Genomic DNA, 21,938 nt, shown 5'->3' with positions numbered 1-21,938 from the left:
CGGGTCAGATCCCGTGCACCCACGCCACGGTGAAAGGCGTCTCGGGCGTGCCCGGCCCCATCGGCCCGCCCTTGTCGAACTGCGAGCGGACGACGAGGGTGCGCCCGTGCCGGCGGATGAGCGTCGTCGGGATCTGGAGCGCGGTGTCGGTGACGCTCCGCTCCAGACGGGCCGCGGTGCCGTCGGCCGACAGGCGCCAACGGGTGATCGTGTTGGTCCTGTTGAGGGCGGCCCACAGCGTGTCGCCGACGAGCTCCAGACCGTCGCCGTTAACCAAGTCGCCCCCGTACAAGGCGACTTGGCGTATGTCGCCGGTGGCGAGTTCGATCCGGTAGAGGGCGCCCGCGGTCATGTCGACGGTGAGCAGCCGGCCGTCCCCCGCGACGATCCCGTTCAGGGTGAAGGTGCCGGAAGGGTGCGGGGCGACGACGCCGCTGAGGTCGTAGGCGGTGGTGAGCGCGGAGCGGCCGCCGTGTGCGATCGCCCGCGCCAGGTCGGCCGGTGTCACCCGGTAGACGACCTCTCGCACGCTGTCCGTCAGATAGGCGCTGCCGTCCGCGGTGATCGCCAGATCGTTGACGAAGCGCGGCGCGTCGCCGGGTACGTCGAAGCGGGCCAGCAGGGCACGGGAGCGCAGGTCGTAGACGTCGACCCCGGACGTCGAGTCGGTCACCCAGAGGCGGCCCGCCCGGTCGACCTTCAGACCGTTGGCGGTGTTCCGGCCGGCCGTACCCGCGGGCAGGAAGACCTGGGCCGTACGCCGGCCGGGCGTCGCCCGGTAGACGGCGCCGGTGGTGTACGAGCCCACGAACAGGTCGCCCGTACGCGGGTCCGCAGCGATGCCCTCGGGGTAGGCACGGTCGCCGGGCAGTTCGTAGGCGGTGGAGATGCGGGGTGCGGCGGTCGCGGGCGATGCGCCCACGGCGGTCGCCGCCACCGTCAGGGCGGCGGCGGTCAGGAAGGTGCGGCGCTGGATCGAACGGGACACGACGGTGCCTCTCGGTCGGCTTCTCGAATTCCTGAGGAAGAGCAACGAGCACGAATCTAAGTTAGAGCTCTAATCATCGTCAATGTAATTACGTCCGAGTGGGAGCTCATCGTCGTATCGCCCATACCGTGCGCCGCTACCATGCGGAGATGACGTCCATGCCCGTGTCCGAGCGCCTCGGCTCCCACCTCAAGCGGGCCGAGCAGGCTCTCAACGCGACCAAGACCGCGGTCCTCAAACCGGCGGGCGTGACCGTCGCCCAGTACTCGGCGCTGCTCCACCTCAGTACGAACCCCGGCATCTCGGCCGCCGCACTGGCCCGTCTCTGCGGGGTCACGCCCCCGACCATGAACACGATCCTGAACAACCTCCAGGACCGCGGCCTCATCGAGCGCACCCCGCACGAGTGGCACAAGAACGTCCTGGAGACCCGGCTCACCGACGAGGGCCGCGCCGTCATGGCCGACGCGGACGCCCGTGCGGTACGGGTCGAACGCGCTCTCGCCGCCGAGTTCACGGACGAGGAGCGCGACGCGTTGGTCGGGTTGCTGGGCCGGTGCGTCGCGCTCCTCGAAAGGGAACGGCCTCGGGTCTGATCAGCGTGGAGGGGGAACACCGCGGCCCCGGACGGGATCACCTCCCGTCCGGGGCCGTGCGGTTCGCGCCGCACCTCGCCCTACCCCCGCGCCAGCCCCGTCTTCACCCCCGCCCCGCACAACGGCACCACCGCCGTACGCTCCCCCAGAACCCCCTCCCGAACAGCCGCCCAGCAAGCCACCCCGGTCGACTCCACGTACAGCCCCTGCGAAGCCAAGTCCAGCTGCGCGTGGCGGATCTGATCCTCCGTCACCGTAAGAAATGTGCCGCCCGAGTCCCGCACCGCCCGCAGAATCTGCCGCGCCCGCGGCGGCCGGGGAATCGCGATGCCCTCGGCGAAGGTGGGCGCCATGGGTGTGACGCCGACGAGGTCGTCCGCGCCCTCGGACCAGGCATGGGCCAGCGGAGCGACCGCCGCGGCCTGGACGGCGTACAGGGCGGGCCGGCGATCGATGAGGCCCGCGCCGTGCAGTTCGGCGACGGCGAGGGCGGCGCCGAGCAGCAGAGTGCCGTTGCCGACGGGCACGACGATGACATCGGGGAGGCGTCCGCCGAGGTCCTCCCAGAGCTCGTGGACGTAGGTCTTCGTACCGTGCAGGAAGTACGGGTTGAAGACGTGCGAGGCGTAGAAGACACCCTCCTCGTCCGCCGCCTCGCGCGCCGCCCGCGCCGTCGCCTCCCGGTCGCCCTCGACCACGCGCAGCCGCGCCCCGTGCGCCTCGATCTGCTCCAGCTTCTTCGGTGAGGTGCCCTCGGGCACGTACACCGTGCACGGCAGCGCGGCCCGTGCGCAGTACGCGGCGATCGCCGTCCCCGCGTTGCCGCTGCTGTCCGCGAGCACCTGCCGGGGCTTGAGCCGCAGCGCCAGCTCGGCCAGTAGCACCGCCCCGCGGTCCTTGAACGACAGGGTCGGCATGAGGAAGTCGAGCTTCGCGGAGATGCCGTCACGGAGGGGGACAAGAGGGGTGCGGCCTTCGCCCAGGCTGACGGCGGGCGCGGCCAGCGGCAGGCACTCCGCGTACCGCCACAGCGAATTCACCCGTCCGGCAAGGGACTTGAGGGGCGCGGGCGTCGGCGCGAAGTCCAGATCGAGCGGGCCGCGGCAGAGCGGACAGCACCAGGCGAGCGAGCCGGCCGGGACGCGGGTGCCGTCCGTGGGACAGAAACAATCCGGCAGTGGTGTCATGTGCGCAGATTATGCGCAGGGGGAGCAGGGGGTGGATGTGCCGTTTGGTGACGTTGTGTCATGACTGGCACATGGCAGTCGCGTTGCGGCACTGCAGGGCCCTTGTGCAATTCCTGTGGAGGCCTCAATCTTTCGGCTGACGCACAGGGTTCTCACAGCTGAGTGCCAGGCGAGTGGCTGTCACACGGCTGCTTGGCATGACCCTGTCTTGTCGATCTCTCGGTTCGTGCACCATCCCCCACCAGCGCACCACCGAATGAGAAGGATCCCTCAGATGGCAGAGATGCGTCATGTCCGTCCTGCTCGCCATGCCCGGCGAAGACTGGCCTGGGCAGGCACAGCGGCTCTCGTCCTCGGCATCGTCACCGCGCTCCCCGCGAGCGCCGCGTCCGAGCCGGTGGGCCGCATCCAGTACGCCGGCGCCCCCAACGCGGTCGCGAACAGCTACATCGTGACCCTCGACGCGCACGCCGCGAAGGCGGCCTCGGCCCGGGGCAAGGCCCTCGCCAAGGAGTACGGCGCCACCATCGAGCGTACGTACAAGAAGGCACTGAACGGCTACGCGATTGAGGCCACCGCGGCCGAGGCGAAGCGGTTCGCCGCCGACCCCGCCGTCACCTCCGTCGTCCAGAACCGCACCTTCCACATCGACGCGACCCAGCCCAACCCGCCCTCCTGGGGCCTGGACCGCATCGACCAGAAGAACCTGCCGCTGGACAGCAAGTACACCTACCCGGACTCGGCGGGGCAGGGCGTGACCGCGTACATCGTCGACACCGGCGTACGCATCACGCACAGCGACTTCGGCGGCCGGGCCTCGTACGGCTACGACGCCGTCGACAACGACAACACCGCGCAGGACGGCAACGGCCACGGTACGCACGTGGCGGGCACGGTGGCCGGCAACGCGTACGGCGTCGCCAAGAAGGCCAAGATCGTCGCCGTCCGCGTGCTCAACAACTCCGGCTCGGGGACGACCGCCCAGGTCGTCGCGGGCATCGACTGGGTGACCCAGAACCACAGCGGCCCGTCCGTCGCCAACATGTCGCTCGGCGGCGGCGCGGACAGCGCCCTCGACACGGCCGTCCGCAACGCCATCGCCTCCGGCGTCACCTTCGCGGTCGCGGCCGGCAACGACAGCGCGAACGCCTCCAACTACTCGCCCGCCCGCGTCAGTGAGGCCATCACGGTCGGCGCGACCACGTCGAGCGACGCCCGCGCCAGCTACTCCAACTACGGCTCCATCCTGGACATCTTCGCTCCGGGCTCCTCGATCACGTCCTCGTGGAACAGCAGCGACACGGCGACGAACACGATCTCCGGTACGTCGATGGCGACCCCGCATGTGACAGGCGCGGCGGCGGTCTATCTGGCCGACCACCCCGGCTCCACACCCGCGCAGGTCGCCTCGGGCCTGGTCGCCGCGGCCTCGACCGGTGTCGTCACCAGCCCCGGCAGCGGCTCGCCCAACCGTCTGCTCCAGGTCGGCGCCGGCACGGTGACCCCGCCCGGACCGCGTTTCGAGAACACCGCGGACTACGCGATCAACGACAACTCCACGGTGGAGTCGCCGATCACGGTGACGGGTGTTTCCGGCAATGCGCCGTCAACGCTGAGCGTGCCTGTGAACATCGTTCACACGTACATCGGTGATCTGCAGGTGCAACTGATCGCCCCCGACGGTTCGGCGTACACGCTGAAGTCGTACGGCACCGGCGGAAGCTCCGACAACATCAACACCACGTACACCGTGAACGCCTCCTCCGAGGTCGCCAACGGCACGTGGAAGCTGCGCGTGAGCGACAACGCGGCGCTCGACACCGGGAAGATCGACTCCTGGGCACTGCAGTTCTGATCCCTCGCAGGGATGGCTAGGCGTCCTCGCGGTACGGCTTCGGGTCCGTGACCCAGCCGGCCGCGAGGACCAGGCGTGAGGACCGGTGCACTGCGAGGAAGCCGAAGGGGCGGTCGAACGTGGCGTGGATCGTGGTGGTCACGTAGCGCAGTTCGGGTGCCGACGTGATGCCCAGTCCGATGGATGTCACCGCCGCGGCCTCGAAACCCAGGGCGCCGAACCTCGCCATGGCGGACTGCTGGGCGGACTCGACGAAAAGGGGTGGGAACTCGCAGATGCCGGGGAAGTGCGGCTGACTCGGGTCGCTCGCCGTGGTGAGGCCGAACAGCCCGCGCTGGTCCAGCAGATCGTGCTCCGCCCTCACCTCGTACGCCGCCGTCATCACCCGCAAGGTCGTCGGCCGGGGCCGTATGCAGCGCTCCTTCTCCACCCGCACACCGGGCCCCGCGTCGCCGTACGGGAGTTGAGGACCGGGCACGACCGCGTGCGTTCCGGCGAGGATGCCCACGCCCGCGCCGAGCACCTGCCCCGGGCCCATCCGTTCCTCGCCGAGCAGGAGATGCACGTCGATGCCGGTCGAGCCGAGGATCTTCAGCTCGGTGAGCGCCCCGTCCGGCGTGTCCGCCACGCCGATCCGGTCCAGCAGGACGCTGCGCCGCCGCAGCCCCAGCAGCGCGCGCTCCTGCCACGGCCCCGCCGCCGGCCGGAAGTAGCGCTCCTCGAAGGGGCGCAGCCACTTCGTGCGCAGGGCCAGCGCGCTCGCCAGTACCAGCACGGTGTCGTTGGTCAGCTCGACCGGCAGGTGGTCGATGAGACCTCCGGTCCGCTCCGTGGCCCAGGCGTCGAGCCTCGCGTGGTCCGCCGGGTGATCGCCGGTGAGTTCCTCCAGCGTGCCCGCGGACAGCCCCGCCTCCCACTCCGCCCGCACCTTCAGCCGCCGGTCGGTCCACAGCCCGAGGGCCGAGTCGAGCCCTCGTACCGCGCCGAGCGCGGCCATGAACTCCCTTGCGCGGTACGCTGCTTCCTCCGCCGGGAACCCCACCGCCTCCGCCAGCTCCGCGCGCGCCGCGCCGTCGGCCCCGTCCGCCAGGAAGCCGAGCAGGGGCCACACTCCGGCCGCAGAGAAGACCGTGCCCTGCGACGCGACGCCCGCCCAACGCGTCGTCAGGTCGTTGACCGTCCGAATCGTCGCGTTCGTAACCCCCATTACGCCCCCGCCCGTGTCGCGCTTACGATGCGCGCAGCCATTTGGCTGCCGTACGCAGGTTCCACCTCGCCTGGACTAGGAGCAAGGTACTCGTGGCAATACCCCCGCCGCCCGGGCCACAGCAGCCCGAGGGCCAGTACCCGCCTCCAGGGTTGCCGCCGGGGACTCCGGGACTGCCGCCTGGTGCGTACCCGTACCAGCAGACCCCCTATCCGGGGCCGTACCAGCCCTGGGGTCAGGGCTACTCCCCGTACAACCGTCCGGCGCCCGTCAACGGCTTCGCGATCTCCGCGCTCGTGCTCGGCATCCTCTGCTTCCTGCCCGCCGTCGGACTGGTGCTCGGGATCGTCGCGCTCGCGCAGATCAAGAAGCGGGGCGAGCGCGGCAAGGGGATGGCGGTGGGCGGCATGGTCATGTCGTCGATCGGCGTCGTGCTGCTCGCCGTCGCGGTCGCCACCGGCGGTGCGCGCGACTTCTGGGACGGCTTCAAGGACGGGGCGAACGGCTCGGGCGGCGCGGCCTTCTCGCTCAAGAAGGGCGAGTGCTTCGACGCGCCGGGCGGCGCCCTGGAAGGCATGGCGTACGACGTCGACAAGGTGCCGTGCGCGGGAGAGCACGACGCCGAGGTCTTCGCCGCCTTCCGCCTGGCCAGGAAGGGTGCCTATCCGGGTGACGGCGCGATCACCGACTCCGCGGACGAGAAGTGCTACGGGCTGCGGGACGAGTACGCGATGGACGCCTGGGCCGTCCCGGACAACGTCGACGTGTACTACTTCACGCCGACGCGGCAGAGCTGGCGGCTCGGCGACCGCGAGATCACCTGCATGTTCGGGAACACCGACGAGAAGGGCAGCCTGACGGGTTCGCTGCGCAAGGACGCGACCACGCTCGACGCGGACCAACTCGCCTATCTGCGGGCCGCGCAGGGCATCAACGCGGCGATCGACTCGGCGCCCGACGAGGAGTACGTGGAGGACGACCTGCCCGGCCACAAGAAGTGGGCGACCAGGGTCTCGGACGCGCTCACGAAGCAGGCGAGCACGCTGCGCGGCTACGCGTTCGCCCCCGCGGTCCGCAAGCCGGTCGACGCCCTCGTGAAGGACATCGAGCTGTCCCGCAAGGAGTGGGCGAAGGCTGCGGACGCGCAGGACGCGGACACCTTCTACGCGCACTACGAGAAGGGCATGAAGCTGATCGACCCCGAGAAGACGGTCACCACGCGCAAGGCTCTGGGCCTCACCACCACGCCGCCGGCGTCGGACGGGAACGGCGGCGGCCAGGACGGCGGAGGAAGCGGCTCCGGCTTCGAGGTGTGACGGCGGCCATACCGGGGAGAAAGTGCCTGCGTGAAGCCCTCGGGGGCCACACGTCATCACATCGAGTGATTCTCTGGCCTTTGCTTGCATGGCACAACCCACGGTTGCCACGCTGTTGCTGTCTGTACAACCTGATAGGAGCGGCCAGTGACTTTCGGTGAGCAGCCGGCGTACCTGCGCGTCGCGGGTGATCTCCGCAAGAAGATCGTCGACGGTTCGCTGCCACCGCACACCCGCCTTCCGTCACAGGCCAGGATCCGCGAGGAGTACGGCGTCTCGGACACGGTCGCTCTGGAGGCGCGCAAGGTGCTGATGGCCGAGGGCCTGGTCGAGGGCCGCTCCGGGTCGGGCACGTATGTGCGCGAGCGGCCGGTGCCGCGCCGGGTGGCCCGCTCCGGGTACCGGCCGGACAGCGGGGCGACCCCGTTCCGTCAGGAGCAGGCGGACATCTCCGCGCGCGGCACCTGGGAGTCCCACAGCCGGCAGGTCGAGGCGAGCGGCAAGATCGCCGAGCGCTTGTCCGTCCAGCCGGGCGACCGCGTGATGTGCACGCACTACGTCTACCGGGACGGCGGCGAGGCGATGATGCTCTCCACGTCCTGGGAGCCCCTCGCCGTCACCGGCCGTACGCCGGTGATGCTCCCCGAGGAGGGCCCGCTCGGCGGCATGGGCGTCGTCGAGCGCATGGCGGCCATCGACGTGATCGTGGACAACGTCACGGAGGAAGTGGGAGCGCGTCCAGGCCTCGCCGAGGAACTCCTCGCGCTGGGCGGCGTACCCGGGCATGTCGTGCTTGTCATCCAGCGGACCTTCTACGCCTCGGGTCGCCCGGTCGAGACGGCCGACGTCGTCGTACCGGCGGACCGGTACCGGATCGCCTATCACCTGCCCGTGAAGTAACCGCGTATCACCTGCCTGTGAGGCAACCTGGTAGCACCTGCCTGTGAAGCAACCTGCTGTCGCATGCCGGTGAAGCAACCCGGTGTCGCGTGCCGGTGAAGTGGCCGACGCCATCCATGGACTGACCCGCGACGTCCGCCAAGTGGACCGCGTGTGAAGCCCGGTTGGAATCTGGCCTATCTCAAGAGCCCTGTCCGGGCGGGACTTCGCGCTGCTCGGGGGCGCGCGGAGGGCGGTCGACAGCGCGTTCGATGGCGTGCGCCCCCTGCCGTCCTGGCTGGTTGCGCACCTACGGCGTACCTCGTGTGTACCTCTTTGTGAAAAGCCGTATTCGCTGCGTGAAGGTTAGGCGTAGGCTCGGGCATATGCGGATTGCGGTTTCCTTAGAGAGCGGGGCACGGCGGGGGCCCGGGGCGGGAAGTGGAGGGGCGCGATGAACGACGGCACGATCACTCTTCCCTGGCTCGTCATACGGCAGGACGACAACGGCAATCGCTACCGCGTGGGCAGGTACGCGACCCGGGCCGAGGCCCAGAAGATCGCGGACAGCCTCGACGACCGCGGGCACAAGCAGCTCTACTGGGTCGAGCGGATCGGGCAGAACGGATCCAGGTGATCGCGCTCGCTCCGGAGTGATCGCCCTTGCCGCCGCCAGGTGGTGATCCGCGCCGCCGGGGCCCCGCGCCGCTCCCGTAGGCTCCGGTGCATGACGGAACGGATCGTGGTGGTCGGAGCCGCCCTGCTGAGCGAGGGGCGTCTGCTCTCCGCCCGCCGCAGCGCGCCTGCCGAGCTGGCCGGGCGCTGGGAGTTGCCGGGCGGCAAGGTCGAACCGGGCGAGACTCCCGAGCACGCCCTCGTACGGGAACTGCGTGAGGAACTCGGCGTCGGGGCGGAGCCGCTGGAGCGGGTCCCCGGCGAGTGGCCCCTGAAGCCGGGGTACGTCCTACGGGTGTGGACCGCACGGCTGCTCCCCGACTCCGTCGAGCCGCGGCCCCTGGAGGACCACGACGAACTGCGCTGGCTGACCCCCGGCGAAATCTGGGACGTGGACTGGCTGGACGCGGACGTGCCGGCGGTGACGGGTGCGCTGCTGAGACTGGACGCTGGGGCGTAGCGGGGCCCTTCGGGGCGCATGTGCGGACGGGAGCGCAGGTCTCGTACGCCGTTCGTGCCATAGTGCGCCTTCGTGTGCGGTAAGGCTTCGTGGATATCGGGTATGTGCCCATTAACCCCACGAAACCGGACATGTGTGGGTTCCTGGCCTGGGAAGTGATCGGCTTGATCGACACCGAAGGCGACTGTGCCGAGTGGACTTTTCCCGCGGAACCCGGTGCCGTCCGTACCGCCCGCGCCGTCGTCCGGGGCCAGTTGCGCTCCTGGGAGCTGGATTCCCTCGGTGACATCGCCGCGCTGCTGGTCAGCGAGCTGGTGACGAACTCCCTGCGGCATGCCACCGGCCCCATCGGCGTACGGCTGGTGCGTCCCGTCGGGGTGCCCGGCGCCCTGCTGGTGGAGGTCTCCGACCCGCTGCCGGATCCGCCCCGCGAACGGACCGCCGACGTGGACGACGAGAGCGGCCGTGGACTCCAGCTCGTGGCCAGCTCGTCCCGGCGCTGGGGGACCCGCCCCGGGGGCACCGGAAAGACGGTCTGGTTCGAGCTGGCGGTGCCCGGTTGACGGCGCGTCGGCCGGGGGGATCGTGCGACCGACTGGTTCAGGCCACTGGTGCTGACCGGACTCTTTGATTCGATGGGGCGTCACCTGGTTAGAAGACTGGGAGTATGTCGCGGCCGGTCCAAAAACCATCGGGACCGTGCTGTGATCGTGAACACCGTGTTGTGCGGCGCCGTAGTGCTGGATACTGCGGGCAGCCGCCCCCGGTGACCGGTGCCGGATGCGGTGAGCTGGAGGGGACGGTTCGCGTGAGCGAGATACCAGCGAAGGCCACGGAGTCCGAGGACCCGTCGGGCGGCGCGAGGACTGATGCCGCGGGCGATTCCGCGCGCATGATGCCCGGCGAGGGTGCGGGCGACGCGATGTGGCAGAGCAGTCCGCCCGGTTCGATCTACGACTACATCAAGGTCGCCTCGTTCTCCATAGGCGCCGACGGGCTCGTCGACCAGTGGAGCCTGCGGGCCGAGCAGCTCTTCGGCATCTCCTCCGAGCGGGCCGTCGGCATGGACCCCATCGAGGCCTTCGTCGCCCCCGACCGACGTGACTTCGGTCAGCGCAAGATGGCCGAGATCCTGGACGGCCGGGAGTGGACCGGCGTGGTCCCGTTCCGGATGCCCGCCCCTGGCGACGGCGGCGAGGTCGCCGAGGGGCTCGCCGAGGTCTATGTGATGCCCACCACTACGGAGGACGGCGAGCGGGCCGCCGTATGCATCGTCGTGGACGTCCGCACCCTGCGCAGCATCGAGACGGACCTCGCCGCCTCGCAGGCGATTTTCGGCCAATCTCCGTTCGGCTTCCTGCTGATCGACGCCGACCTGCGGGTCCGGCGCGCCAACCAGCGGTTCGCCTCGACCTTCGGCGGCACCGTGGACGACCACCGCGGGAAGGGCGTCCACGACTATCTGCCGCGCGCCGAGGCCGAGCGCGTCGCCGCGACCCTGCGGCGCGTCCTGGAAACCGGCGACTCCATCACGGACATGCACGTCACCGGCCATGTGCCCGGCTCCGACGAGCGCCGCCACTGGTCCGTCAACCTCTACCGCGTGCACAGCGGCAGCGGGCGCCCCATCGGCATCGCCTGGCTCGGAACCGACATCACGGCCCGTCGCGCCGCCGCCCGCGAAGCGGCCGCAGCCCGGCGCAATCTCGCCCTTCTGAACGAGGCCGGCGCCCGCATAGGCAACTCCCTCGACCTGGAGACCACCGCACGCGAACTCCTCGACGTCGTGGTCCCCGGCTTCTGCGATCTGGCGACGGTGGATCTGTATCAGGGCCTGTTGGCCGGCGACGAGACCCCGCCGGGCCTGGCCGACGGCAGCGCCGAACTCCGCCGGGTCGCCTTCGCCAGCGCCGTATCCGACGCGCCCTTCGCCGGCGGACCGGCACCCGTGGCGGTGGGCGCGGTCCACCACTACCCCTTCAACTCGCTCTGCGCGGACGCCCTGCGCACCGCGCGCCCCCAGCACATCCCCGCCGAGGACGGCGGCCTCATCCAGTCCACGCTCGCGGTCCCGATGGTCGCCCACGACACCGTCGTCGGCCTCGCCCAGTTCTCCCGTACGAAGGGCAGCGAGCCGTTCGGGGAGCGCGACCGGTCGCTCGCGGTGGAGTTGGCCGCGCGCGCCGCCGTCTGCATCGACAACGCGCGGCTGTACCGCCGTGAGCACGAGCGCGCGCTGATTCTGCAACGGTCCCTCCTCCCGCCGGGCGACCCGGAGGCGTCCGGCCTGGACATTGCCTGCCGCTACCTGCCGGGCAACGCGGCGACCGAGGTCGGCGGCGACTGGTTCGACGTCATCGAACTCCCCGGCCATCGCACGGCGTTGGTGGTGGGAGACGTGATGGGACGCGGCCTGCGCGCCGCGGTGGCGATGGGTGAACTCCGCACCGCCGTAAGAACATTGGCACTCCTGGATCTGGAACCGGCCGAGGTCCTCTCCGCGTTGGACGAGATCGCGCGGGGCCTCGGCACGCCCGGCGGGGTCCAGCAGGCCACCCGCGCGGCCCGCCAGCCGCGCGACGCCGACCTCTCCGAGGTGTACCTCGCGACGTGCGTGTACGCCGTCTACGACTCAGTGACGCGCCGGTGCACCTTCGCCAACGCGGGCCATCTGCCCCCGGTGCTGGTCGAACCCGGCGAGAGCGCGCTGATGCTCGACGTGCCGCCGGGGATGCCGCTCGGGGTGGGCGGCGAGCCCTTCGAGGAGGTGGAGGTCGAACTGCCCGAAGGCGCACTGTTGGCGCTCTACACGGATGGACTGGTCGAATCCCGCGACCATCCTCTCGACGAGGGCCTGCAAGCCTTCGTCGGCGCCCTGACCGACCCCTCCAGCCCTCTGGAGGACGTCTGCGACCACGTCCTCAACACCCTCGACACCCACCACGGCGAGGACGACATCGCGTTGCTCATGGCACGCGTCCAGGGGCTGCCCGCCGAGTCCGTCGGCGACTGGACGCTGCCGCGCGAGCCGCGCAGCGTGGGCCGTGCCCGCGAGTACGCGCGTACGCAGCTGGTGTCCTGGGGCCTGGAGCCCCTCGTCGACACGGCAGAGCTCCTGGTCAGCGAGCTGGTGACCAACGCGCTGCGCTACGGCGAGGGCGAGATCCGGCTGCGGCTCCTTCTCGACCGGACACTCGTCTGCGAGGTCTGGGACGCGGGGCTCGTCCAGCCGCGGCGGCGGCGGGCCCGTGACACGGACGAGGGCGGTCGGGGGTTGCAGCTCGTGGGGCTGCTGTCCGCGGCCTGGGGGTCGCGACGGACCCCCCGGGGGAAGACCGTGTGGTTCGAACTCCCGTTGCCGGACGGGGAGACCGGGTTGACGGATCCGGCGGAGGCGTTGCTCAGTCTGTTCTGAGAGCGGGGGTGCACGGGGGTTCGCGGGGTGGCTTTTTCGCTTGTCGCGCAGTTCCCCGCGCCCCTGTTCAGGGGCGCGGGGAACTGCGCAATCTTTTAGCGGGGGTCTGGGGGCGCAGCCCCAGGTGCGGGACGGGCAGGGGCGGAGGGGGCGAAAACCTCCAGGCCGGTACCGACGCAGGGTCAGCCGGCCGGTGTCGCCCGCCGCCCCCGCGTGCGGGGCCCGCCGAAACTCGCGGGCCCGCCACCGTGCCCCAGGAGGATGCCACCCAGCACGGCCCCACCCACCCCGACACCTTCGTCGCCTCCGGACGGATTCCCGTACGCCCGTACGTCCCGCTCCGCGAACTCCCGCGCCTGACGGGTGAGGCCATCGGCCCGCTGGACCTCGGAGAGGCCGGGGGACGGCCCGGCGAGGAGACGCTCCGCCTGCGCCTGCCGCGTCCGCGCCTCGCATCCCACAGCCGCCCGATGCGTCGTGACGAAATCCGCCGCGAGAGCAACGGCGCTACGGGCGGGGAGGAGAAAGTGCCCGAGCAGGGCGCGCACGCGCTCGTCGGGAAGGCCGCCGTCGCCCGCCTCGGCGAGAGCCGTGCCCGCCTCGGCGACGCGACGAAGGGCGTCCAGGGGGTCGTACGGACCGGCCGTCGTCTCCCGGCGCACGCCGGCGAGAAGTGACTCGGCGTGGGCGATCCGCCCGGGCAGCCGGCCGACGCCCCCGGTCGCCAGCAGGCCGCGGGCCTCCGCGAGGTCGCCCTCCACCCCGGCGAGCGCGGCGGGCAACTGCTCGGCGGCCGAGGCCAGTTCGGCCGCGAGGCGCTCTACACCGTCCACGAGGGCGGCCGCCTGGTCGACGGCCCCCTCCGCGGCGCGCAGATACGCGGCCGCCTTCCCGGCGTCTCCCCGGTCGAGGGACTGCCGCGCCTGGTTGAGATGGACGGTGGCGAACACGAGCCGGTCCTTGGCCTGTTCGACGTGGCCGGCGACCGGGAGGGACGCGGAGGGGGCGTACCGCTTGTGGAGGTCGCCAAGTGTCGTCTCCGTGCCCGGGGTGCGCGTGGCGAGTTCGCGGAAGCGGGTCTCCGCGATCTCCAGAGGAGCCGCCGCGTTGCGCTCCAGGGCGCGCAGCAGGTCGAACCCGGCCGCCTCCGAGTCCAGCCGCCGCCCCGCCTCGGTGCAGCGGAGGACGATCTCCTCCAGCATGCTCCGGCTGTCCTCCGGGGCCGCCTCGTCGAGCCGCTGCCGCAGCCGGAAGGCGGCCGCCAGCTCGGACTTCGCGTACGCCAGTGCCTCCATGCACGGCTTGACCGGCTCGTCGCCGAACTGGGCGGTGGCGCAGCCGAGTTCCTCGGCGCTGGTGCGGACGCAGTCGTCGGTGCCGACCAGCAACTGCCGGGTCTGCAGGTCCAGTTCGTGGACCGGCGGTACGGCATGCGGGGCGCCGCCGGGTGTCGTACGCGTCCTCGCCCGCCGCTTGCGCCGCGCGTACCCGTAGGCCGCCAGTACCACCGCGGTGCCCACCGCGACGAGGGGCAGTACGAGATCCCCGGTGGCCGTCCCGTCCTGACCCGGAGCACCCTCGGCCTGCCCGGCGGCGCCCACCTCGTCGGCGGCCGGCACACTCCGCGCCACGGTCTCCGCATCCCCGGCCCCCGCCGTCGCCGGCGGCAGCACTAACCACCCCACCGCCACCAGCCCCCCGAGCACGACATGCGCCACCCGCAGGGCTATGTGGGACGTGGCTCGGCGCGATCGGTTGCGGCTCTGGGGCGACGTCACATTTGGGAGCGTATGACCGCTTGCGCGCCGACGCGACCGGGGTACGCCGAGGCGGGGGCGCCTAAGGTACGGGGGACACGGGGGCGTACGGGAGGGGCACCGGGGATGGACACGGGCGGGACGGAACCGGCAACGGAGAACCACACGCAGAGCCCGGCGCCACCCGTCGAGCCCCACGGGGAGCAGGCCGAAACCCCGACGAACGCGGGCCCGACCCGACCGCGGACCCCGCAGGAGCCGAAGCCCGCCGACCACCGAACGGCCCCAGCGACCACGACGAACGAAGAGGTCCGGACGGGCGACGCCCGGACCCCGGCGCCCGGCGCCGGGGAGCCGGCGGGCGCCCCCGGGGCGCCCCCGTACCCTGCCACCCCCACCCGGACCCGACGGATCGTCCGGGCCTGGCGCAACCCCCGCCTCCGCTGGCCCAAGCGCATCGCCCTCACTCTGCTTCTCGTCCTTCTCCTCCCGTCCCTCGCCGCCGGAATCGCCCTCCGGGTGAACTACGCGGGAGACCCCGCCCCCGGCACCCGGACGAGAAACCGTGACGCCCTCTGGCTGGGGCATGCCTGGGTGGACGGGCGGAAGGGGGACGCGGAGGTCGAGGCGCTGGCGGAGCGGCTGCGGAGTACCGGGATCAGGGATCTGTATGTGCACGCGGGGCCGTTGGAACACGACGGGACGCTGCCCGCGGCGGCGTATCCGGGGGCCGGTCGGCTGATCGCGGCCGTGCACCGGCAGCTGTCCGAAGTACGGGTGCAGGCATGGCTCGGGGACGAGCTGGCCAGTGAGGGACCGGTCGGGCTGCGGCTGGAGCGCGCGGTGACCCGGGACGCCGTCGTGCGGTCGGCCCGCCAGGTTCTCGCGGCCGGCTTCGACGGCGTCCACTTCGACCTGGAGCCCCTCCATTCGGGCGACCGCGACTATCTCTCCCTCCTCGACGACCTGCACCGGGTCACCCGTGCCCGCGGCGTCCCGCTCTCCGTCGCCGCCCACCAGATCGACCCGCTCCCGGCGGTCCACTCCCTCCGCGGCACCCTCACGGGACACCCCAAGTGGTGGTCCCAGTCGTACTTCGGCCAGGTCGCGCGCCGCGTCGACCAGATCGCCCTCATGTCGTACGACACGGCACTGCCTCTGGAGAGCCTGTACGGCGGTTACGTCGCCCAGCAGACCTCCCTCGCCCTCGAAGTCACCCCGAGGTCGACGGACTTGCTGATGGGCCTGCCGTTCTTCCACGAGGACGACATGAGTCACCACGGGTCGGCGGAAACCGTCGCGGCCGCCGTACGCGGCACCCGTCTCGGCCTCTCCCGCACCGATCGCCACCGTGAGCGGTTCGGCGTCGCGCTGTACGTGGATTTCGCCGCCACGGAAGCGGACTGGACGGCGTATCGGCAAGGGTGGGTCCAGTGACCAGCTCCCGCACGCCTCTCACCCGCGAAGATCTGGCCCCGCTCGCCCGCGCCGCCCTGGGTCCCGCCCGCACCCTCATCGCGACCACGCGGCTCCGCGGGGGCAGCAAGAAGGGCGTCTACCGCCTCGCCTTCGACGACGGTTCCACGGCGATCGCGTACGTCTGGTCCCCGGACGAGGACTTCTGGCCGACGGCTCCGACGGCTCCGACGGCTCCGACGGCTCCGACGGTCCCGACAGGCCCGATCGGCCCGGCGGATCCCTCGGGCCCCACCGACCACCGCGACCCCTTCTCCCACGCCTCCGGAATCGACCTCTACACGGCCTCGTACGAGCGGCTGACGGCGCTCGGTGTCCGCACCCCGCGCCTCCTCCTCGCCGACCGCACCCACGCGCACCTCCCGGCGGACGTGGCCGTCGTCGAGTACGTGGGCGGCGGCAGCCTGGAAGAGCTGTTGCGCCGTGATCCCCGGGCGGGCGCGAAGCCCCTGCGGGAGCTGGCCGAGGCCCTGAACCGCATGCGACGCCACCGTGCCCCCGGCTTCGGAAAAGTCGCCCTCGTCGACAACGGCGGCGTCTCGTACGGGAGTTCCTGCGCGGAGGTCGTACGGGACCGCGCCCTGGCCGACCTGGCGGAGGCCGCGGCACGGGACGGCCGGATCGCCGCCGTACGCGGGGCGCTGCACGACCGCGTGCACGCCCTCGCCGCCGCGATCCGGCCCCGCGGTCACCACACGCTCATCCACGGCGAACTCGGCCCGGACCACGTCCTCGTAACCGCCGACAGTCACCCGGTGCTCATAGACATCGAGGGCCTGATGTACTTCGACGCCGAGTGGGAGCACGTGTTCCTGCGCCTGCGCTTCCAGGACCACTACGAGGCCCTGCGCACCGACGGCCTCGACGAGGACCGGCTGCGCCTGTACCGCCTGGCGATGCACCTCTCCTTGGTCGCCGGCCCACTGCGCCTGCTCGACGGCGATTTCCCGGAGCCGGGGCCGATGCGGGCCATCGCCGAGCACAACCTCCGGCAGACCCTCACCCTTCTAGAGGCCCAGGACCCCCGCGTGCCATGATCTGGGTGCGTGCCGCGCAGGCATGCTCTGGGGGAGGGGGAGGCGGATGCACACGTACTCAGTGGTGGCCCTGCTGATTCTGGTCGCTCTGGTCGGCGTCGGCACCGTGACGATCACCACGGGCTGGGTGCCGCCCTTCGGCCGAAGCCGCGTACTGCGGCCGAGGCTGTGGGGCTCCGGCGCGGTCCTGATCTCCCTCGGCATGGCCGTGTTCTTGTTCCTCGGCCCGTTCCAGGGCCCCACCGCCCATCCCAACCCCTTCGCCTGGGCCGGCCTCTTCGCGTCCTTCCTGGGCTCGGCACTGCAGCTGCTCGCCCGCCGCCCCGGCCACCCCGCGATCCGATGACGACGGACTGGCACTTCATGCTCGGGCTGGCCGAGGGCGTGGTCCTGGGGCTGGCGGCCGCCGTCGGGATCGCCGCCGCGCGTGGTGGCCGGGTGCCGGGGTGGGAGCGCCGCCCCGTCGTCCGGCGACGGCTGTGGGGACAGGGGGCGCTGGTGCTGACGGGGTCCGTCGCGCTCCCCTCGCTGACGCTGGCCGTGCTGGGTCCGGGCGCCGTCCAGTTCGCCGTCACCCTCGTGGGCGGTGTCGGGATGATCACCGGCGCCGCCGTGATGCATCGTGCGACCCGCGACCGCCGACGCCCCGGCGGCCCCGCGTCCGGCCCTACGTCTCCCGCCTCCTGATCTTCGACCCCAGCCACACCAGCGGGTCGTACTTGCGGTCGACCGCCCGTTCCTTCAAGGGAATCAAGGCGTTGTCGGTGATCTTGATGCCCTCCGGGCAGACCTCCGTGCAGCACTTGGTGATGTTGCAGTAGCCGAGGCCGTGTTCGTCCTGGGCGGTGCGCTTGCGGTCCAGGCCGGACTCCGCCGCCGCGTCCAGCGGGTGCATGTCCAGCTCCGCCACCCTCATCAGGAAGCGCGGGCCCGCGAACGCCGGTTTGTTCTCCTCGTGGTCGCGGACGACATGGCAGGTGTCCTGGCACAGGAAGCACTCGATGCACTTGCGGAACTCCTGCGAGCGGTCGACGTCCTCCTGCTGCATCCGGTACTCGCCGGGGCCGAGGCCTGCCGGGGGCACGAAGGCCGGGACCTCCCTCGCCTTCGTGTAGTTGAAGCCGACGTCCGTGACGAGATCACGTACGACGGGGAAGGCGCGGAGCGGTGTGACGGTGATCGTCTCCTCCGGCGTGAACACCGACATCCGCGTCATGCACATCAGCCGCGGCCGCCCGTTGATCTCCGCCGAACACGAACCGCACTTGCCCGCCTTGCAGTTCCAGCGCACGGCCAGATCGGGGGCCTGGGTCGCCTGGAGCCGGTGGATGATGTCCAGGACCACCTCACCGTCGTTCACCTCGACCTTGAAGTCCTCCAGGCCGCCGCCTTTGACGTCCCCGCGCCACACCTTGAAGCGGGCCTCATAGCTGCTCACTCGTACAGCTCCTCTTCGGCGAGGTACTTGACCAGCTCCTCCTTCTCGAAGAGGGCGAGCAGGTCGGGGCGGATGGGTTCGGTGGTCTCGCGTACGAGGTCGATCTGGCCGCTTACGGGGTCGGTCGCCGCCAATCCGCCCGTCGGGTCGGTCAGCCGGCACAGCAGGTTGACCGGGCGCCACGCGCGGTCCATCGTCGGGTGGTCCTCGCGGGTGTGACCGCCGCGGGACTCCGTGCGCTCCAGCGCGGCCCGTGCCACGCACTCGCTGACCAGGAGCATGTTCCGCAGGTCGAGGGCGAGGTGCCAGCCGGGGTTGAACTGCCGGTGGCCCTCCACGCCCGCCCGCCGCGCCCGTACCCGCAGGTCCGCGAGCTTCTCCAGGGCCTGCTCCATCTCGGCCTCGCGGCGGATGATGCCGACCAGGTCGTTCATCGTCTGCTGGAGTTCCTGGTGCAGGGTGTACGGGTTCTCGGGTGGCCGCCCGTTCTCCTCGCCGGGCTGGGGTCCCTCGGCCGAGAAGGGGCGCAGCGCCTCGGCGGCGGCGGTGTCCACCTGGGTTTCGTCGACGGCGGGACGGTCCTCGGAGAGCCCCGCCGCGTACTCGGCCGCGTGCAGCCCGGCCCGCCGCCCGAACACCAGCAGGTCGGAGAGCGAGTTGCCGCCGAGCCGGTTGGAGCCGTGCATGCCGCCGGCGACCTCGCCGGCCGCGAAGAGGCCGGGTACGCCGCGTGCCGCCGCCGTTTCCGACTCGACCGCGATGCCGCCCATCACGTAGTGGCAGGTCGGGCCGACCTCCATCGACTCGGCGGTGATGTCGACGTCCGCCAGCTCCTTGAACTGGTGATACATGGACGGCAGCCGGCGCCGGATGACCTCGGCGGGCATACGGGTCGAGACATCGAGGAAGACTCCGCCGTGCGGGGAGCCGCGGCCGGCCTTCACCTCGGAGTTGATGGCCCGGGCGACCTCGTCCCGGGGCAGCAGCTCGGGGGGACGGCGGTTGTTGTCCGGGTCCTCGTACCAGCGGTCGCCCTCTTCCTCGGACTGCGCGTACTTCTCCTTGAAGACGTCCGGGATGTAGTCGAACATGAACCGCTTGCCGTCGGAGTTCCGGAGCACTCCGCCGTCGCCGCGCACCGACTCGGTGACGAGGATGCCCTTCACCGACGGCGGCCAGACCATGCCCGTCGGGTGGAACTGCACGAACTCCATGTTCAGCAGCGGCGCCCCGGCAAGGAGCGCGAGTGCGTGCCCGTCGCCCGTGTACTCCCACGAGTTCGACGTCACCTTGAAGGACTTGCCGATGCCGCCCGTGGCGATCACGACGGAGGGCGCTTCGAGGACGAAGAAACGGCCCGATTCGCGCTCGTAGCAGAAGGCCCCGGAGACGCGGCTGCCCTCTTTGAGGATCCTGGTGACGGTGCACTCCTGGTACACCTTCAGGCGGCTCTCGTAGTCCCCGGTCTCCTTCATGTCCTCCTGCTGGAGGGACACGATCTTCTGCTGCAGGGTCCGGATGAGCTCCAGGCCCGTCCGGTCGCCGACGTGCGCGAGCCGTGGATACTCATGGCCGCCGAAGTTGCGCTGCGAGATCCGCCCGTCCTTCGTACGGTCGAAGAGGGCGCCCCAGGTCTCCAGCTCCCATACCCGGTCGGGCGCTTCCTGGGCGTGCAGCTCGGCCATCCGCCACTGGTTGAGGAACTTCCCGCCGCGCATGGTGTCGCGGAAGTGGACCTGCCAGTTGTCGTGCTCGTTGACATTGGCCATCGCCGCCGCGATGCCGCCCTCGGCCATCACGGTGTGCGCCTTGCCGAACAGGGACTTGCAGATCACGGCCGTACGGGCGCCGCGCTCCCGCGCCTCGATGGCGGCGCGCAGTCCGGCACCCCCGGCGCCGACCACGACAACGTCCCACTCCTGCCGGTCGACCACGGACATCAGAAGAACCTCGGATCGTCGAAGGCGCCGGACGCGACCAGATACACGTAGAAGTCGGCGAGCGCCACGCTCACCAACGATGTCCAGGCGAGCAGCATGTGACGGGCATTGAGCTTCCCCACCCACTGCCACATCCGGTAGCGCACGGGGTGCTTGGAGAAGTGCTTGAGCTTCCCGCCGACGATGTGCCGGCAGGAGTGGCAGGACAGGGTGTACGACCAGATCAGCACGATGTTGACCAGGAACACCACGGTGCCCAGGCCCATGTGGCCCCAGTTGTAGTGCTCGTCGCGGAAGGACAGCACGGTGTCGTACGTGAGGATCCCGGCGACGATGATGGCCGCGTAGAAGAAGTACCGGTGGATGTTCTGCAGGATCAGCGGGAAGCGCGTCTCACCGGTGTACTTCTTGTGCGGCTCGGGGACCGCGCAGGCCGGCGGCGACGCCCAGAAACCGCGGTAGTAGGCCTTGCGGTAGTAGTAGCAGGTCAGCCGGAAGCCCAGCGGGAAGATCAGGATGATGATGGCCGGGGAGATGGCCCACCAGCTCCCGAAGAGGTCCGCGTTGGGGCCCGCGTGCATGGTCTCGCACCGCTCGGCCAGACAGGGCGAGTAGAACGGCGAGACGTACGGCGCCGCATAGTAGTTCGTGTCCGCGAAGGCCCGCCAGGTCGAGTAGACGACGAAGGCCAGCAGCCCGGCCGCGGTGGCGGCGGGCGCCAGCCACCAGCGGTCCGTCCGCAGATGCGGGGCGGTGATCGCGGCCCGCGCGGCGGACCGTACGCCGCCGCTGTTCAGTTGGGGTTCCGTACCAGTGGCCAACGCTGCTGCTCCTCTTCAGGGCTCGGTTCGCCTCCGGGCCGCAACCGCATCGATGTGCGCCCCCCGGCGCGTGACTGTGTCGACCCTTCGGCCTGCTCGCCGGGGGTGCTCACGGGGCGTGGCGGTCGCGGGCGCCGAGGCCCTCGTCGTCCGAGTCCGTCCACAGGGAGTTGTCGTACGGGGTGTCGGGGATGGCGACCAGGTCGGGCCGGCGTGGCGCGGCCGGCTGGGCGGCGGCCTCGCGCAGCAGCGCGACGCTCTCGCGCAGGTGGTCGGCGTCCGCCCGCACCCGGCGCATATCCAGGCCGGCGCCTATTTGCTGTTCCAGCCGTCCGACCGACCTCGCGAGGTCGTCGAGACAGCGCTGTACGGACGTCAAGTCGTCGTGCACGGACATGACTTGCCCTCACTTCCGCGGACCCTCCGGCCCAAGGCGGCAACGTTCATGCGCCTGCGAGTGTTGCGCGTCACACCGGGCCGTGTGAAGAGATCTGCACGGATTCCAGGATCGCACTATCCCGAACGCGCCGCCACGCGCCCTGCGCGCGCCGGGTGCCGCCGGTGGCGCGGCCGTGCGCCGGGGGTGTGTCGCCCCCTCCGCCCCTATCCGTCCCGTACCTGGGGGCTCCGCCCTCAGACCCCCCAAAAGATCGCGCAGTTCCGCGCACCCCTTCAGGGGAGCAGGGAACTGCGCGACAAGCCCCCACGGGTCGGGGTGGAGGGGCGAAATCCTCCCTGGGCCGGCCCCGGCGCCGGGTGCCATTGCGCCACATGGGTGGCCTTCGCGGCCCGCACCGCCGTGTCGCCGCCCCGTGGCCGCCTTCCTCCCCTTCAGTGGGCGCATACATCTGATCAACTCCATATACCGCCAAACGTGATCAGAAGCCGACC

The 21,938-nt window shown here is 71.1% G+C and carries 20 protein-coding genes; 12 read left to right on the top strand and 8 right to left on the bottom strand.

Features of this window, described 5'->3' with window-relative positions:
• Positions 1-4: 4 nt before the first annotated feature.
• Positions 5-988: an SMP-30/gluconolactonase/LRE family protein gene (locus ACZ4RZ_RS01890; RefSeq protein ID WP_467741048.1), complete on the bottom strand. Its 984-nt coding sequence runs from the start codon at positions 986-988 to the stop codon at positions 5-7.
• Positions 989-1,137: 149 nt separating this feature from the next.
• On the opposite strand from ACZ4RZ_RS01890, the gene ACZ4RZ_RS01885 reads away from it, so the two are divergent.
• Entirely contained in the window at positions 1,138-1,584 is a 447-nt protein-coding gene (locus tag ACZ4RZ_RS01885; protein ID WP_467741046.1) for a MarR family winged helix-turn-helix transcriptional regulator, read from the top strand.
• Between the two features lie 80 nt (positions 1,585-1,664).
• Here ACZ4RZ_RS01885 and ACZ4RZ_RS01880 read toward each other — a convergent pair whose 3' ends face one another.
• On the bottom strand, positions 1,665-2,771 hold the full coding sequence (locus tag ACZ4RZ_RS01880) for a pyridoxal-phosphate dependent enzyme (protein ID WP_467741044.1): 1,107 nt from the start codon (positions 2,769-2,771) through the stop codon (positions 1,665-1,667).
• A 274-nt stretch (positions 2,772-3,045) separates the two neighbouring features.
• Here ACZ4RZ_RS01880 and ACZ4RZ_RS01875 point away from each other — a divergent pair, with 274 nt between their 5' ends.
• Positions 3,046-4,626, top strand: coding sequence for a S8 family peptidase (locus ACZ4RZ_RS01875; RefSeq protein ID WP_467741042.1), 1,581 nt, complete (start codon positions 3,046-3,048; stop codon positions 4,624-4,626).
• 16 nt (positions 4,627-4,642) lie between these two features.
• On the opposite strand, the gene ACZ4RZ_RS01870 is transcribed toward ACZ4RZ_RS01875, so the two are convergent.
• Complete coding sequence (locus ACZ4RZ_RS01870) at positions 4,643-5,833, bottom strand: serpin family protein (protein ID WP_467741040.1); 1,191 nt, start codon at positions 5,831-5,833, stop codon at positions 4,643-4,645.
• Positions 5,834-5,925: 92 nt separating this feature from the next.
• Here ACZ4RZ_RS01870 and ACZ4RZ_RS01865 point away from each other — a divergent pair, with 92 nt between their 5' ends.
• From ACZ4RZ_RS01865 to ACZ4RZ_RS01840, 6 genes are all read left to right on the top strand, one after another.
• Entirely contained in the window at positions 5,926-7,149 is a 1,224-nt protein-coding gene (locus ACZ4RZ_RS01865; RefSeq protein ID WP_467741038.1) for a DUF4190 domain-containing protein, read from the top strand.
• A 147-nt stretch (positions 7,150-7,296) separates the two neighbouring features.
• Entirely contained in the window at positions 7,297-8,049 is a 753-nt protein-coding gene (locus ACZ4RZ_RS01860) for a GntR family transcriptional regulator (RefSeq protein WP_189190114.1), read from the top strand.
• 433 nt (positions 8,050-8,482) lie between these two features.
• The gene (locus tag ACZ4RZ_RS01855) at positions 8,483-8,665 is read left to right on the top strand and encodes an SPOR domain-containing protein (protein ID WP_028804678.1); all 183 of its coding nucleotides are present in this window, start codon (positions 8,483-8,485) and stop codon (positions 8,663-8,665) included.
• A 90-nt stretch (positions 8,666-8,755) separates the two neighbouring features.
• Positions 8,756-9,163: a (deoxy)nucleoside triphosphate pyrophosphohydrolase gene (locus tag ACZ4RZ_RS01850; RefSeq protein WP_467741036.1), complete on the top strand. Its 408-nt coding sequence runs from the start codon at positions 8,756-8,758 to the stop codon at positions 9,161-9,163.
• A 131-nt stretch (positions 9,164-9,294) separates the two neighbouring features.
• On the top strand, positions 9,295-9,726 hold the full coding sequence (locus ACZ4RZ_RS01845; RefSeq protein ID WP_467741034.1) for an ATP-binding protein: 432 nt from the start codon (positions 9,295-9,297) through the stop codon (positions 9,724-9,726).
• 245 nt (positions 9,727-9,971) lie between these two features.
• Complete coding sequence (locus ACZ4RZ_RS01840) at positions 9,972-12,578, top strand: SpoIIE family protein phosphatase (RefSeq protein WP_467741032.1); 2,607 nt, start codon at positions 9,972-9,974, stop codon at positions 12,576-12,578.
• A gap of 182 nt (positions 12,579-12,760) precedes the next feature.
• Here the strand turns inward: ACZ4RZ_RS01840 and ACZ4RZ_RS01835 are convergent, their stop codons facing one another.
• Positions 12,761-14,356 (bottom strand): hypothetical protein, encoded by a 1,596-nt coding sequence (locus tag ACZ4RZ_RS01835; RefSeq protein WP_467741030.1) that lies wholly within the window; start codon positions 14,354-14,356, stop codon positions 12,761-12,763.
• A gap of 105 nt (positions 14,357-14,461) precedes the next feature.
• Between ACZ4RZ_RS01835 and ACZ4RZ_RS01830 the strand changes: the two genes are divergently transcribed.
• Genes ACZ4RZ_RS01830 through ACZ4RZ_RS01815 form a run of 4 tightly spaced genes read left to right on the top strand, consistent with a single transcriptional unit; the run spans position 14,462 to position 17,535 of the window.
• Positions 14,462-15,772 carry a glycoside hydrolase family 18 protein gene (locus tag ACZ4RZ_RS01830; protein WP_467741029.1) on the top strand — a complete coding sequence of 437 codons (1,311 nt, stop codon included), beginning with the start codon at positions 14,462-14,464 and terminating at the stop codon, positions 15,770-15,772.
• Positions 15,769-16,848 carry a phosphotransferase family protein gene (locus ACZ4RZ_RS01825; RefSeq protein WP_467741027.1) on the top strand — a complete coding sequence of 360 codons (1,080 nt, stop codon included), beginning with the start codon at positions 15,769-15,771 and terminating at the stop codon, positions 16,846-16,848. Before ACZ4RZ_RS01830 ends, ACZ4RZ_RS01825 begins: the two co-directional genes overlap by 4 nt.
• Positions 16,849-16,894: 46 nt before the next feature.
• The gene (locus ACZ4RZ_RS01820; RefSeq protein ID WP_467741026.1) at positions 16,895-17,194 is read left to right on the top strand and encodes a hypothetical protein; all 300 of its coding nucleotides are present in this window, start codon (positions 16,895-16,897) and stop codon (positions 17,192-17,194) included.
• Entirely contained in the window at positions 17,191-17,535 is a 345-nt protein-coding gene (locus tag ACZ4RZ_RS01815) for a hypothetical protein (protein WP_467741025.1), read from the top strand. Before ACZ4RZ_RS01820 ends, ACZ4RZ_RS01815 begins: the two co-directional genes overlap by 4 nt.
• Here the strand turns inward: ACZ4RZ_RS01815 and ACZ4RZ_RS01810 are convergent.
• The 4 genes from ACZ4RZ_RS01810 to ACZ4RZ_RS01795 form a co-directional block, all read right to left on the bottom strand.
• Entirely contained in the window at positions 17,516-18,286 is a 771-nt protein-coding gene (locus ACZ4RZ_RS01810; protein WP_399087271.1) for a succinate dehydrogenase/fumarate reductase iron-sulfur subunit, read from the bottom strand. The two genes, ACZ4RZ_RS01815 and ACZ4RZ_RS01810, sit on opposite strands and share 20 nt — an antisense overlap.
• The gene (locus ACZ4RZ_RS01805) at positions 18,283-20,226 is read right to left on the bottom strand and encodes a fumarate reductase/succinate dehydrogenase flavoprotein subunit (RefSeq protein ID WP_467741024.1); all 1,944 of its coding nucleotides are present in this window, start codon (positions 20,224-20,226) and stop codon (positions 18,283-18,285) included. The genes ACZ4RZ_RS01810 and ACZ4RZ_RS01805 overlap by 4 nt, the downstream gene beginning before the upstream one ends.
• Positions 20,226-21,047 carry a hypothetical protein gene (locus ACZ4RZ_RS01800; protein ID WP_467741022.1) on the bottom strand — a complete coding sequence of 274 codons (822 nt, stop codon included), beginning with the start codon at positions 21,045-21,047 and terminating at the stop codon, positions 20,226-20,228. Before ACZ4RZ_RS01800 ends, ACZ4RZ_RS01805 begins: the two co-directional genes overlap by 1 nt.
• Positions 21,048-21,156: 109 nt before the next feature.
• Positions 21,157-21,444 carry a hypothetical protein gene (locus ACZ4RZ_RS01795; protein WP_467741020.1) on the bottom strand — a complete coding sequence of 96 codons (288 nt, stop codon included), beginning with the start codon at positions 21,442-21,444 and terminating at the stop codon, positions 21,157-21,159.
• Between the last annotated feature and the right edge of the window lie 494 nt (positions 21,445-21,938).

This window comes from Streptomyces sp. NPDC027189, assembly GCF_055566975.1.
The sequence above is the reverse complement of the archived record's forward strand: the minus strand, read 5'-3'. Positions and strand labels throughout refer to the sequence as shown.

Bases quoted from the DNA above. Each gene is read 5' to 3' on its own strand.
- ACZ4RZ_RS01885 (WP_467741046.1), top strand. From the start codon at position 1,138: ATGACGTCCATGCCCGTGTCCGAGCGCCTCGGCTCCCACCTCAAGCGG.
- ACZ4RZ_RS01880 (WP_467741044.1), bottom strand. From the start codon at position 2,771: ATGACACCACTGCCGGATTGTTTCTGTCCCACGGACGGCACCCGCGTC.
- ACZ4RZ_RS01875 (WP_467741042.1), top strand. From the start codon at position 3,046: ATGGCAGAGATGCGTCATGTCCGTCCTGCTCGCCATGCCCGGCGAAGA.
- ACZ4RZ_RS01870 (WP_467741040.1), bottom strand. From the start codon at position 5,833: ATGGGGGTTACGAACGCGACGATTCGGACGGTCAACGACCTGACGACG.
- ACZ4RZ_RS01855 (WP_028804678.1), top strand. From the start codon at position 8,483: ATGAACGACGGCACGATCACTCTTCCCTGGCTCGTCATACGGCAGGAC.
- ACZ4RZ_RS01850 (WP_467741036.1), top strand. From the start codon at position 8,756: ATGACGGAACGGATCGTGGTGGTCGGAGCCGCCCTGCTGAGCGAGGGG.
- ACZ4RZ_RS01845 (WP_467741034.1), top strand. From the start codon at position 9,295: ATGTGTGGGTTCCTGGCCTGGGAAGTGATCGGCTTGATCGACACCGAA.
- ACZ4RZ_RS01830 (WP_467741029.1), top strand. From the start codon at position 14,462: ATGGACACGGGCGGGACGGAACCGGCAACGGAGAACCACACGCAGAGC.
- ACZ4RZ_RS01820 (WP_467741026.1), top strand. From the start codon at position 16,895: ATGCACACGTACTCAGTGGTGGCCCTGCTGATTCTGGTCGCTCTGGTC.
- ACZ4RZ_RS01815 (WP_467741025.1), top strand. From the start codon at position 17,191: ATGACGACGGACTGGCACTTCATGCTCGGGCTGGCCGAGGGCGTGGTC.
- ACZ4RZ_RS01805 (WP_467741024.1), bottom strand. From the start codon at position 20,226: ATGTCCGTGGTCGACCGGCAGGAGTGGGACGTTGTCGTGGTCGGCGCC.
- ACZ4RZ_RS01795 (WP_467741020.1), bottom strand. From the start codon at position 21,444: ATGTCCGTGCACGACGACTTGACGTCCGTACAGCGCTGTCTCGACGAC.